Annotated in this window: 11 protein-coding genes; 6 read left to right on the top strand and 5 right to left on the bottom strand. The window is 45.4% G+C overall.

The window, feature by feature from the left end; genetic code table 11:
- Nucleotides 1–30 precede the first annotated feature (30 nt).
- The 3 genes from putA (at nucleotide 31) to putP (ending at nucleotide 5,558) form a co-directional block, all read left to right on the top strand.
- Nucleotides 31–3,168, top strand: a complete 3,138-nt coding sequence (gene putA, locus F0232_RS03295) for a bifunctional proline dehydrogenase/L-glutamate gamma-semialdehyde dehydrogenase PutA (protein WP_105058612.1) — start codon at nucleotides 31–33, stop codon at nucleotides 3,166–3,168.
- Nucleotides 3,169–3,179: 11 nt separating this feature from the next.
- Nucleotides 3,180–3,884 (top strand): 1-pyrroline-5-carboxylate dehydrogenase, encoded by a 705-nt coding sequence (locus tag F0232_RS03290; RefSeq protein WP_105058611.1) that lies wholly within the window; start codon nucleotides 3,180–3,182, stop codon nucleotides 3,882–3,884.
- Between the two features lie 183 nt (nucleotides 3,885–4,067).
- Nucleotides 4,068–5,558, top strand: a complete 1,491-nt coding sequence (putP, locus tag F0232_RS03285) for a sodium/proline symporter PutP (protein WP_061032388.1) — start codon at nucleotides 4,068–4,070, stop codon at nucleotides 5,556–5,558.
- Nucleotides 5,559–5,629: 71 nt separating this feature from the next.
- Here putP and F0232_RS03280 read toward each other — a convergent pair whose 3' ends face one another.
- The gene (locus F0232_RS03280) at nucleotides 5,630–6,151 is read right to left on the bottom strand and encodes a MerR family transcriptional regulator (protein WP_105058610.1); all 522 of its coding nucleotides are present in this window, start codon (nucleotides 6,149–6,151) and stop codon (nucleotides 5,630–5,632) included.
- A gap of 421 nt (nucleotides 6,152–6,572) precedes the next feature.
- On the opposite strand from F0232_RS03280, the gene F0232_RS24995 reads away from it, so the two are divergent.
- On the top strand, nucleotides 6,573–6,797 hold the full coding sequence (locus F0232_RS24995) for a hypothetical protein (RefSeq protein ID WP_061031932.1): 225 nt from the start codon (nucleotides 6,573–6,575) through the stop codon (nucleotides 6,795–6,797).
- A gap of 61 nt (nucleotides 6,798–6,858) precedes the next feature.
- On the opposite strand, the gene F0232_RS03275 is transcribed toward F0232_RS24995, so the two are convergent.
- A complete protein-coding gene (locus tag F0232_RS03275) occupies nucleotides 6,859–7,029 on the bottom strand; it encodes a hypothetical protein (protein WP_004736895.1) in 171 nt (56 codons plus the stop codon).
- Nucleotides 7,030–7,307: 278 nt separating this feature from the next.
- Here F0232_RS03275 and F0232_RS03270 point away from each other — a divergent pair, with 278 nt between their 5' ends.
- On the top strand, nucleotides 7,308–7,796 hold the full coding sequence (locus F0232_RS03270) for an Lrp/AsnC family transcriptional regulator (protein WP_061031933.1): 489 nt from the start codon (nucleotides 7,308–7,310) through the stop codon (nucleotides 7,794–7,796).
- A gap of 108 nt (nucleotides 7,797–7,904) precedes the next feature.
- Here F0232_RS03270 and F0232_RS03265 read toward each other — a convergent pair whose 3' ends face one another.
- Nucleotides 7,905–8,612 carry a hypothetical protein gene (locus F0232_RS03265; RefSeq protein WP_008218014.1) on the bottom strand — a complete coding sequence of 236 codons (708 nt, stop codon included), beginning with the start codon at nucleotides 8,610–8,612 and terminating at the stop codon, nucleotides 7,905–7,907.
- Nucleotides 8,613–8,900: 288 nt separating this feature from the next.
- Nucleotides 8,901–10,751 (bottom strand): ABC transporter ATP-binding protein, encoded by a 1,851-nt coding sequence (locus tag F0232_RS03260; protein ID WP_105058609.1) that lies wholly within the window; start codon nucleotides 10,749–10,751, stop codon nucleotides 8,901–8,903.
- Nucleotides 10,752–11,339: 588 nt separating this feature from the next.
- Between F0232_RS03260 and F0232_RS03255 the strand changes: the two genes are divergently transcribed.
- A complete protein-coding gene (locus F0232_RS03255; protein ID WP_105058608.1) occupies nucleotides 11,340–12,314 on the top strand; it encodes an arginine deiminase-related protein in 975 nt (324 codons plus the stop codon).
- Between the two features lie 133 nt (nucleotides 12,315–12,447).
- Here F0232_RS03255 and F0232_RS03250 read toward each other — a convergent pair whose 3' ends face one another.
- Nucleotides 12,448–13,080 carry a triacylglycerol lipase gene (locus tag F0232_RS03250; RefSeq protein ID WP_050647609.1) on the bottom strand — a complete coding sequence of 211 codons (633 nt, stop codon included), beginning with the start codon at nucleotides 13,078–13,080 and terminating at the stop codon, nucleotides 12,448–12,450.
- Between the last annotated feature and the right edge of the window lie 91 nt (nucleotides 13,081–13,171).

Below are 13,171 nucleotides of genomic sequence, written 5' to 3'. Positions count from 1 at the left end.
TAATTCCGGGTGTGAGATTAAGGAAAACGCATGTTTACAGCTACTGATGTGTTAAAGCCAGAATTCAACGAGCAGTCGCTTGATGATCTATGGTCGCTTATCTCACCATTATATATGGTGGATGAAACCCAATGGCTAGAGCAACTTCTGCCACTAGCTACCCCTTCTGAGTCTGAAAAGCAGCAAATCACAGACAAAACGACTTCTTTGATCGAAGCTATCCGTGCGGATAAGACTTCTATCCAGATGATCGATGCACTGTTGCTTGAATACAGCTTAGATACTCAAGAGGGCATCTTGCTGATGTGTCTGGCGGAAGCCTTGATGCGTATTCCTGATTCAGCAACGGCTGATGCACTGATTCGCGACAAGCTAAGCGTTGCGGATTGGAAGTCTCACCTAAAGAATTCTGATTCGGTTTTTGTTAACGCTTCGACTTGGGGCTTAATGCTAACAGGCAAGGTGGTTGGACTTTCATCGAATGAGCAGAGTGCTGGACAAGCGGTTAACCGTTTAGTGAACAAGCTTTCTGAGCCGGTAATTCGTAAAGCGATGCACCAAGCGATGAAAGTGATGGGTCACCAATTTGTTCTTGGCCGCAGCATTGCTGAAGCGCAAAAGAACGGTAAGTCTATGCGCGACAAAGGCTTTACCTACTCTTACGACATGCTAGGTGAAGCGGCACTGACTACAGCTGACGCAAATAAGTACTTTAAAGATTACCTAATGGCGATTGAAGCCGTAGGTCGAGACACTTATGTCTCTTCAAAATCTAGCCCAGCGCCATCTGTGTCTATCAAGCTTTCTGCACTTCATCCTCGTTACGAAGTGGCGAACGAAGACCGCGTACTGACTGAGCTATGCGACACGCTAGAGCAGTTACTGCGCCGTGCGATTGAGCTTGATGTTGCGATCACAATTGATGCTGAAGAAGCGGATCGCCTAGAGCTTTCGCTTAAGTTATTCGAAAAACTGTATCGCAGCGAGCTAGTGAAAGGCTGGGGTAAGTTTGGTCTGGTTATTCAAGCGTATTCAAAGCGTGCGTTACCAGTTCTAGTTTGGCTAAACCGCCTAGCAAAAGAGCAGGGCGACTTAATCCCACTGCGCCTAGTGAAAGGTGCTTACTGGGATAGCGAGATCAAATGGTCACAACAAGCTGGTTTCGATAACTACCCTGTTTACACTCGCAAAGAAGCGACTGATGTAGCCTACCTAGCGTGTGCGCGTTATCTATTGAGCCCAAGTGTTCGTGGCAATATCTTCCCGCAGTTTGCTAGCCACAATGCTCATACGGTTTCTGCTATTGCAGTGATGACAGACCATAAAGACTTTGAATTCCAACGCTTACACGGTATGGGTGATTCACTTTACAACCATGCAATGGAAGCTTACCAACAGTCGGTACGTATCTACGCGCCAGTTGGTAGCCATAAAGATCTACTGCCATACCTAGTACGTCGTCTGTTAGAGAATGGTGCAAACAGCTCGTTTGTACACCGTTTGGTTGATGCTCGTTGCCCTGTGGCAGAGCTAACACAGCATCCAGTCGACATGCTTTTGGCATTCGATACGTTGAACAACACTAAGATTCCTCTGCCGCCAGCGGTATTCCCTGAGCGTAAGAACTCATACGGTGTGAACATTGATATCGAAAGCGAAGCGCATCAGTTTGAAGAGCAAGTAAAAGGCTTTTTGAACAATAAATGGACTGCTGGACCTGTGATCAACGGCGAATCTCTTGCCGAAAGCATGATCAAGGTTGATCAGAATGTTGAACAAGTAACAGCACCTTACGATCGTCGTATTAGCGTGGGTCAGGTGGCTTTTGCAAACCTTGATCATGTTTCCGCAGCGATCACTGGTGCAGACGCCGCATTTGCTGATTGGAATGCGACATCGGTTGAAACCAAAGCCGCTGCGCTTGAGAAGCTGGCTGATCTGATGGAAGAAAACCTGGCTGAGCTGGTGGCAATTTGTCATCAAGAAGCGGGTAAGACAATTCACGACAGCATTGATGAAGTACGTGAAGCGGTCGACTTCTGTCGTTACTACGCAAAACAAGCGAACAACCTACAAGGTTTTGAGCTAAAAGGCTTTGATGGTCTAACTCGAATCGCTTCGCGACAAGGTCGTGGTGTGTTCGTTTGTATCAGCCCTTGGAACTTCCCATTGGCGATCTTCCTTGGCCAAATTACCGCTGCACTAGTGGCGGGTAACACGGTTGTGGCGAAACCTGCAGAGCAAACAAGCTTGATTGCGGCTCGCGCGGTGGAACTAATGAATGAAGCGGGCTTCCCTGCTGGCACGATTCAACTTCTACCTGGTCGTGGTGCAGAGATCGGCAGTGCGCTAACTAGCCACGATGCGATTGCAGGCGTTGCCTTCACGGGGTCAACCCCAACTGCACAACGCATTAACGTGTCACTAGCAAGCCGCAACGCTAAACCAGTACCGTTTATCGCGGAAACCGGTGGTCAGAACGCGATGATTGTCGACAGTACTGCACTGCCTGAACAAGTGGTTCGTGATGTCATTCGTTCTGCCTTTGCTTCGGCAGGTCAACGTTGTTCTGCGCTACGTGTGCTTTACATTCAAGAAGACATTGCAGATCGCGTGATTGGACTAATTCACGGTGCGATGGATGAGCTAAGCGTTGGTATTCCACATCTTCATAAAACGGATGTGGGCCCAGTTATCGACCAAAACGCGAAGCAGAAGTTGATGACGCACCTAGAAAACATGACTAAGACCCAGAAGAAAGTAGCTCAACTTTCTCTAGGAGCGGATTGTGAACATGGTGACTTTGTTCCACCAAGTGCATTTGAAATCGATGACATTAGCTGTTTGAAAGAAGAGCAGTTTGGTCCTGTACTGCATATCGTTCGCTTCAAAGCGAGTGAACTGGCGCAAGTGGTAGACCAAATTAACCAAACCGGTTTTGGCTTAACCATGGGTATCCACAGCCGTAACGAGACAACTTACCGTTGGATCGAAAAACACGTTCGTGTGGGTAACTGTTACATCAACCGTGACCAGGTCGGCGCTGTTGTTGGTGTGCAACCATTTGGTGGTCAAGGCTTGTCTGGTACTGGCCCTAAAGCGGGTGGTCCTCACTACCTATACCGCTTTACTGATGTTCATTTCTCTCAATCACAAGACAAGGCATAAGGAGCAGTATCATGGTTCATCAAGTGACAGGTTTTTCTGATGCTTTCTTGGCGTGGGAACAATGGAATCTTACCGATTTTGATCATAAGAGTGCTCAGGTACTTGCATTCAAATCAGAGATCGAAAGCCAATCTACGTCTTTGGCGGCAGTGGCAACTTATCACCTAGAGCAGGCCTCTGCGTTGCTTTCTGAGCAGCACTTAATGGCTGGCCCGACTGGTGAAACAAACGAGCTGTATGCTGCAGGACGTGGTGTGGCTTTGGTGATTGTTGATGATTGCCAAGACAAAGAGCCAGCACTGCAAACAGCAACCGCGATGATTACCGCAGCACTATTAGCGGGTAACAGCGTGCAATTGTGCAGTGATGACGTGCAATTCAACACCTTGATTGCTGATGCAGCGAAACAAGCGAATTTACCGACGAACTTGGTGCAGGTTGCTTCGTACGACGCGGTTCAACAGCTGCTGTCTTGCGATGTACGTAGCGCAGGCTACGTAGGTAACTCACAAACGGCTCAAGCTATCAATTTACAACTTGCTAAGCGTGACGGTGCCATCGTCAGTTTAGTAGCTGAAACGGATCTGACAGCAATGCATGTTGCTCACGATCCACACCTATCGCTGCGTTTCATTACCGAGCGTACGCGAACTATAAATATAACAGCCGTGGGCGGTAACGCGACCTTGCTCGAACTTGGAAGCGAAGCTCACTAACCTTCAGTAACATTGGCTCTAAGCACTTTTGTTTTCTCCATTGTTGGTTTCACCACCTTTGGATTTAACTCATAGTGCCTTGGAGCCTCAATACCTAACTCAATGCACTCGCTTGCCTTTACGGTGAGTGTCTTGCATTGAATTAGGCATGGAAGGCTTTTTACAAATGAGGACTATCAAATGATAGAAAACAGTTTTGCAATAACGACGACGTTCATTGCGTATCTAATTATGATGCTGGCAATCGGTGTTATTGCTTACAAACGTACTTCTAGCTCGACAGACTACTTCCTTGGTGGTCGTTCGCTAGGCCCATGGCCTGCTGCACTTTCTGCTGGTGCATCAGACATGAGTGGTTGGCTACTACTTGGTCTACCGGGTTACGCTTACGCTGCTGGTTTTGAAGCATTCTGGCTTGCTGGTGGCCTGCTAGTTGGTACTTGGGCGAACTGGTTAATCAGTGCTAAGCGCCTGCGTACTTACAGCATTACGACAGAGTCACTGACACTACCTGAGTTCCTATCTCGTCGTTTCAATGATAATTCTAAGCTGATCCAAACAATTTCTGCTTTCTTTATCCTTTTATTCTTCCTTTTCTACACAAGTTCTGGCTTGGTAGCGGGTGGTAAATTGTTTGAAACGGTATTCGGTCTAGATTACACAACAGCGGTAATCATCGGCACAGTATGTGTGGTTTCTTACACGCTATTTGGTGGTTTCCTTGCGGTATCTTGGACTGACTTGGTTCAAGGTCTATTGATGTCTGCTGCGCTATTGATTGTACCAATTGCAGCGATGAACGGTGGTCTTGGTCAGCTATCGACTGATCTTCACAACATCAACCCAGAGCTTCTAACGCTATGGAATGATGCGAAAGGTGAACCGCTATCTGCTATCGCGATCATCTCGCTAGCGGCGTGGGGTCTTGGTTACTTCGGTCAGCCGCACATCCTTGCTCGTTTCAAAGCAACACGTACTAATAAAGACCTAGCAACAGCGCGTCGTATCGCAGTGGTATGGACTGCACTGTCTATGGTTGGTGCAATGCTAGTGGGTCTGGTTGGTCTTATCTACGTGACTAACTCTGGCGCGCCTAAGCTAGACGATGGTGAGAAGATCTTCATGCTTCTTGTTAACGCTATGTTCCACCCAGTAATCGCAGGTATTCTACTGGCGGCTATCCTTGCTGCAATCATGAGTACTGCGGATTCACAACTTCTTGTATCTTCATCTGCAATGGCAGAAGACCTTTACAAGCAAGTACTTAAGAAAGATGCGACATCTGAAGAGATCGTTCGTGTGGGTCGCTTTGCGGTAATCATCATCTCTCTTATCGCGCTATTCCTAGCGATGACGCCAGACAGCTCTGTACTTGGCCTTGTGTCTTACGCTTGGGCTGGTTTTGGTGCGGCATTTGGCCCAGCTATCGTGATGAGCCTTTACTGGTCTCGTATGAACCGTAACGGCGCTCTAGCGGGTATCGTGGTTGGTGGTGTGACTATCGTACTTTGGAAGCAGTTCACTGGCGGTTGGTTCGACGTTTACGAAATCGTACCGGGAATCATCCTATCGACTCTATCTATCGTTATCGTGAGCCTAATTACTGGCGAGCCAGAAGACGAAGTGAAAGCGCAACACGCTGAGTTCGAGAAGAAGCTAGTAGAGCTAGACTAATTTACATTGTAAAAATACAAGCGAATTAGCAAAAGATATAAACAAAGAACAATAGAGTCACTTCGGTGGCTCTATTTTTTTGACCACTCTCTGATGCTCGCGACTTCTTGCTCATCGATATTCAAAGATTCCAAAAACTCTTGGTGAGCGGTAGGCTCCATCTTTTCAAACTGCTTGTGCCAGTTCTTCATATCCTTTTCGTCAAACCCAGCATTCTCCATCACCCGTACCCAGCGCTCTTTTGTCAGCATCTTCTGCTCTAGCAACTCAGGTTGTTCAAGCAACATCACAATCGCTTTCTGCTGTTGACGTAGGTTCTGAATTTCCTTTTCCAAGGCGTTGAACTGATTCACTAGTGTCTGCTCTTGTTTCACATCGTCTTTGCGATCAAGCAGAGCGCTGATCTCCTGGATAGACAAACCAAACGATCGGTAAGAGATAATGCTCTCTAACCGAGCTTGCTCTTTTTTTCCATACCAACGATATCCATTATCGGAGCGGCTGTGAGGTAAAAGCAGCCCGGCACGCTCGTAGTAGAGAATGGTGGTACGAGATATGTTGTTGGCCTTGGCAATTTGAGTAACGGTGAGCATTTCTACCTCATTGGTTACGAGAGCGTGAACTAAACAGGCATGTTTAATTGATCGCCGAGTATTCTAATCGTCTCGTATAAAGGTGTATAGGTGAGTAGTTTGGATTCAGCAATTTGAGCAGCCTACGATATCAGTATTTTGTTACTGAGGTGCGACGTTTGTCGTACTTAAGATCGGGATGAAATTAGACGTGAACGAGCGGTTATTGGGGTTTTACAATGTAAATTGAAGCGATCGGATCTTGCGTGAGAAGGGAAAGATCAACTTACTCAATGGCGTGTGATGTCAAAAAATGAAATAGAAAAGTGGCTATTTTTTGAACTTGGCGCTCACTTTTGTTATTAGCTCGGTGAATTGTGGAACCGAATTGGACATCATGTGTCAATTGTCAGTAACCACTAAAGACCTATAGGACAAAGGTATGCCTGATCTCTATTGCAAAGGATGTAAAAAAACAACACTACATAAGTCTATAATGAAACGTTGTGAATCAGAGCCTGAGACAACCTCTGGCCGTATGTTGCAATGGACGTCAAAGCTATTTAGTGGCAATTTATATTACGATATGGAAACGCAGCACTTTTGTCGCACATGCAACTGCCGTTGTGAAGCGGGAAATGCAGTTCCTCAAGTTGGCTTAGCTTAGCTGATGGTAAGTGCTTACTAACTGATATCAAAAAAACCTCCTTTTGGGAGGTTTTTGTCATTTAAGCTGCTTTAAGCGCGATCTCGCTGTTAATGGCATTGCCATCAATTTTTACTTCCCATCCGTAGTTTGAGTATTCATTAGCGAGTGCTTGAGCCACATCTTTTGACACTGTTACGTGTGTCCATGAGCCGATACCGTAGGGTTTATATGCGAGTTCTTGTGTTTTCATAATAGAGTCATCCTTTCTCTTTGATAATTCTATTATTCACTTTGCCATATATCCTTTCTTTCGTTTCTGGCTCAACTTATTTGTTTATCGGGTCATTTCTATAATAATTTGTTAATAGCCAGAGTTTGATCTATAACGATTGTTATCTATTTGTATGAATTTATATTTGGTGTAAATGTGGCTTGTATGTTTAGTTTTTAAATGTGTGAGCGGGGTTTTCTTCGATTGCTCTAGGTATGGAATATACTGAGCCGAATTTAGAATGTTTAAGGAATGTTATGTCTCAGCATCAGCTTGATCGTATCGATAAAGAGATACTAAGAATTCTGCATATGAAAGGGCGCTTGCCTGTGGTTGAGTTGGCCAAGCAGGTTAACCTAACGACCTCCCCTTGCTCTGATAGATTGAAGCGATTAGAAAAAGAGGGTTACATCACGGGTTACCACGCAGAGCTGTGTTCCGAGAAGTTGGGGCTCGATGTTCAAGTGTTTATCCATATTCGCTTGGATCAGACCAGCTTTTCGATTTTTGATAAGTTTGCTCAAGCTGTAGAAATGATGCCAGAGGTGGAAGAGTGTTATTCGTTGTCGGGAGACTTTGACACCATGATCAAGGTTCGAGTGAAAGACATGAAGGCATACCAAGCGTTTATGGCCACCAAGTTAGGTACCTTGCCAGGTGTGATTCAGACGCGCAGTGAAGTGGTGATTGAAGAGCATAAAAAGGGCTTTGGTGTGAACCCTGAGCTGTTAGCGACTTTAAATTAGTGCCCTCCTGGCTTGAGCCAGTTTTGATAGATATAAAAAATGGAAGCTAATGAGCTTCCATTTTTTGTTGAGCGTCAGATAAAAAGTAATCCGATAAACTTGTCCGGCTTACAGCGTAATTGCCGCAGAGATTAAGCCAATCACACCACCGAATACACCACCCCAAACGACTAGCCAGCCAAGGTGCTTCTTGATCATGGTTTGAACCATCTCTTTTACCAGCTTCGGTGTCAGTTCATTCAATCGCTGATCGATGATCGCTTCGATGTTCTCTTTGATTTCGTCCATCATCGCTGGTGATTCCAGTTCTTCCTTGATGGCATTCTTCACTGAATCACTCTTGCTGATTTCGATAACCGATTCTTGCATCTTCTCAACAAATGGCGCTTTCATTGGTTCTAATGCTTCCGTACCACCAAACATTGCTAGCATGCCGCCAAACTGTGAGTTCTCGATAACGTTAACCAGTGAATCGAACGCAGGATTGAAATCGATTTTCTTAATCACAGGCTCTAGGTTCAGTGATTGACCACCGCTCATTTCGCTGCTTAGGAAGCGGTCGATGTTACTTTCAGTAAAGAACTGCTCCATCATCAGTTGCTTGATGGCTGCTTTGAACTCTTCAAAGCGTGCTGGAATGACGCCAGAACCGTATAGGCCGGGTACTTTCTCGAACAACATGTGAATCGCGAGCCAGTTGGTGATGGCACCAGAAAAGGCGAATAGGCCCGCGTAAAGTAGGTATTGATTTGCTGTCGCATAGCCGCCAGCAAGCAGTGCTAACGCGATGACGTTAGTTAAGACACTTTTGTTCATGGTCGATCTCTAGAAAGAATATTGCGCGCATTTTAAGAAAAAAACGCCAAGAAAAAAACAAAAGGATCGATGAAGTTGAAGGAACAGGTGGGAAAGATCGCTGAACTACGGACATAAGAAAGGCTAGCCTCCCCCCGAAGTCTAGCCTTATTCCAGAACGCGCAAGCGAAGCCGTCTTGGTTTGTTGAAGTCATTATATAATTACGACATAACATTCTGCCATGTGTAATTTGCCGCTATTTAGTAAATTGGTGTGAAATACGCCGCACTTTTAAAGTAGCACACAAATTAATCGTTGCTAGCTTGCTCAAGATCATCGGCTATGAAGCCACCAGTCTGGTGATTCCACAACTGCGCATAGATACCATTTTGGTTAATCAGATCTTGGTGCGTGCCTTCTTCAACGATATTACCTTCATCCAAAACGATCAGGCGATCCATTGCTGCAATGGTGGATAGGCGGTGTGCAATTGCGATAACCGTCTTACCTTCCATTAGCTCAATTAAGCTCTCTTGGATTGCAGCCTCTACCTCTGAATCTAGAGCTGAAGTCGCTTCATCAAGAACCAACAGTGGTGCATTTTTCAGAAGTACACGTGAAATCGCCACACGTTGGCGCTGACCACCAGAAAGCTTAACACCACGCTCGCCCACTTGAGCATCGTAACCAATGTTGCCAAACGGGTCGGTTAGGGTTTCGATAAACTCATGCGCGTGCGCTTGCTTGGTTGCGGCATATACCTCTTCATCTGTTGCTTCCGGACGACCGTAAAGAATGTTGTCTTTGATCGAACGGTGAAGCAGTGAAGTGTCTTGTGTCACCATACCAATATTGCTGCGCAGTGAGTCTTGAGTAACGCTTGAGATCTCTTGATCATCAATCAAGATACGGCCGCTTTCGACATCATGAAAACGCAGTAACAAGTTAACCAATGTCGATTTACCTGCGCCAGAACGCCCAACCAAGCCTACTTTTTCACCGGGTTTGATGTTTAGGTTTAGCTTATTGATAACACCTTTGTTTTCACCGTAGTTGAAGCTCACGTTTTCGAAGTTGATGCCGCCTTGTGGAACCTTAAGTGGCTGTGCATCTTTCTTATCTTCGATAGCGATCGGCTTCGACATGGTCTTAATGCCATCAATCACGGTACCTAGGTTTTCAAACAGGCCACCGATTTCCCACATGATCCATTTCGACATGCCGTTAATACGTAGAGCCAAACTCACCGCAATCGCAATGGCACCCACAGTGATTGCGCTATCGAGCCATAGGTAGATAGAGATACCCGCGATGCTGAATACCAGTAGGTAGTTAGCGAATTCCACACAGATGTTGAAGCCAGTAACAAGGCGCATCTGGCGATACACGGTATCTAGGAAGCCTTCCATGCCTTCTTCGGCATATTCGGTTTCTCTCTTGCTGTGTGAGAACAGTTTCACGGTGGCGATGTTGGTGTAGCTATCAACAATACGACCCGTCATCAATGAACGAGCATCCGCTTGTTCGGAAGAAACATCTTTTAGCTTTGGCACGAAGTGCAGTTGAATACCGATGTAAACGAATAGCCAAATCAGCATCGGAGCCATCAAGCGCCAATCTGACTCGGCAAGCATGAAAAGCATCGCGGTGAAGTAAACCGTCACGTAGACAAACACATCAACCATCTTGGTCACGGTTTCACGAACCGCGAGCGATGTTTGCATTACCTTGGTGGCGACACGTCCGGCAAAGTCATCTTGGTAGAAGGATAAGCTTTGTTTTAACAGGTAGCGGTGCGCCAACCAGCGAATCGACATCGGATAGTTGCCGAGTAAGGTTTGATGAAGCAACAGTGAGTACACACTGATCAAGATTGGCATCACGACCAACAGCAGCACACCAAGGCCCATAAGAGTGGACTTGTTGTCAGCTAAGAAGGTTTCTGGGTTACTTGTTGATAGCCAGTCAACCAGTTGTCCCATGTAACCAAATAGCGCCACTTCGATGATCGCAATCGTCATGCTCATGATACCGAGCAAGATCAGTGGCTTTTCAAAACCTCGTGTGTAGTGGCGGCAGAATGCCAGTATTCCAGTAGGAGGTTGTATCGGTTCTCCCTTTGGAAAGGCTTCAGTAAAACCTTCAAACTTTTTGTACATAGATTTCCCTTTATAAACTCGTGTCTCTATATGCAGCGGCATCGTCGTGCAGCTTTGTTTTATAGTCTCAATTTAAATTTTCACAGTCTTGGTTTGAAATTTTATGAGCGCCCATGCGTTCTTATAAGCACTAAATCATTCGATGGAGTTTGGTTTTCACTCTGGCTCAAACGCTTGGCTCTAGAGCTTGGTTTAACACCGTGTTTTAGTGATCGCGAAAGGTCCAAAACGTATTGTGTATGACGCTTATTTTAGATTGGATCAGATGGGAAGAGTTAAGCTTATTTCAAACGTAATTGATTGTTATGCAACGGTGATAATCCTAACGCTAAATGGATTAAATTGTAACCTAAACTCGCGGTAACACAGAAAAGAGCGCTCGGATATTTATTCAGCAAATCCTCTAATTGATATGCAAACTGTTGGTTCTTTCTGATGTGCTGTTATCTTGCAGTAAAAATTACGGTTTAAACTGGGTTTGGCAGTAAATGTTTGGGATAAATATTCAAATCATTATTCTTTTCAGTGAATCTTGTCGTAACAACTTGTTTACAATCCTGAGGTAAATAAAAGATAGGGACGGTTGAAATGTTAAACCTACACAAAAAATCACTTCACATTACTAATGTTCAAAACGCCAATTGCGTTGTTATGGTGCCGCCAAAAGAATTTCGATTTAACGAAGAAACGGCACAAGATAATGAGTTTCAAAACAGAGTTAACCTCACTGAAGCTGAGGTTAAGTTAGAAACTATGGCCGAATTTAAGACGATGGTGGCTTCATTACGTAAAGAGGGTGTGCAAGTTGTAGAGTTTGATTACCCAGAGCTTGGTGTGGAAACGCCAGATGCGGTATTCCCTAACAACTGGTTCAGCACTTGTAGCGATGGCAGCTTGTTCACGTTCCCAATGGCCTGTGAAAACCGTCAGAATGAAGTGAAACCAAATGCGCTTATTGAAGCACTAGAGGCGTCGGGTCGTATAGTTAACCACACTGAGTCGCTAGAGTCTTATATCGCGCAAGGCTCTTATCTGGAGAGCACGGGTGTAATGGTGATTGACCATATTAACAAGACCATCTATGCCGCGCTTTCTCAACGTTGTGACCGCGAAGTGTTAGAAGATTACGCAAAGCGCATTGGTTATTCACGCGTGGTTTCGTTTCAAACGGCATTGCCATCTGGTCAACCGATCTACCATACCAATGTAATGATGGCGATTGGTGATAACTTCTGCGTGATCTGTGATGAAGTGATCCCTGAATTTGAGCGCCGTTTTGTGGTTAAGTCACTCGCGAAAGATAAACAGGTTATCTCTATCTCAATCGATCAGATGAATCGCTTCTGTGGCAATATCCTGCAGCTTGAAACCGTGAATGGCGACAAGGTGATCGCGATGTCTCAATCGGCTTACGATGCGTTTTCTCCAGCTCAGTTAGCTCAGCTATCGACACATGGCAAGCTGCTACCATTTAACGTGAAAACGATTGAAGACATTGGTGGTGGTTCGGTGCGATGCATGTTGGGAGAGGTGTTCTTACCAACGCGAGTAAATCGTCTGTAACAAGCACTCACTTCAGTAATGAATCTTTGAATACCACTCTTATCGCAGAGTGGTATTTTTGTTTTTATCTATCACAAATAAGACAACAAGAGCTCGATACAGGAGTCAACGCGCAAAAGCTAACGGAAATAAGCTATGAAGCGTCCTTAAAAGCTCTGTGTTCGATGAACTGAGCCGACAGTGTCACGACTTCCTTGGAGTAGACAAGCGCCGTGTGGTTGAGTTTGAGGGCGTAAGTATCCGTTGCTCCTCTTAGGTTGGCGTCTTCGAGTGTGACTGTGCCATCGCCCGGGTTTCTTCCCAATACAATGCGTCCTACTCCGGCGTCGTAGGTACCCGTAATCACGCCAATCGGCACATCAATATCGTAGTCACCCAAGCCATCGCTTAAGATCATTTTGCTCGAACCAAATATAAATCCAAGCCCATGATTAGATAGTGTTTTGGCGATGGTTGCCCCATTGTGCGGCGTACCTGCCGTAATAATGCAGGTGTCGGCAAAATTGGGCTGATAAAACTTAAAGTAGTGACGAATGAGTAAGCCACCGAGTGAGTGACCGAAGAAATAGACCTCATCGTACTCATTAAAACGAGCATTCACGAAGCGATTGAGGCGTTTGGCTGCTGAAGGAAAACGCAGCGAGTTATAGGCAAACTTGTGCGTTGTAAAGCCGCGTTTTTTGAAGTTTCTATCCAGATATTGCATGATCAACGCAGGCATATACAGACCATGAATTAAAACTATGTGTTTGTTTTTATTATTCATTATTGCCCTCCGTCTGATGGTGTTTCCAGTATATGGAGTCGCAATTCTAAACTCAATAAAACTTGCTACGAATGGGACACGATAGACAGAG

Origin of the sequence: Vibrio sp. T3Y01, from assembly GCF_013114525.1 — a bacterium.
Taxonomy (GTDB): Bacteria; Pseudomonadota; Gammaproteobacteria; order Enterobacterales; family Vibrionaceae; genus Vibrio; species Vibrio chagasii_B.
Note: the sequence above shows the minus strand (reverse complement) of the source record. Positions and strands in the feature narration are given on the sequence as shown.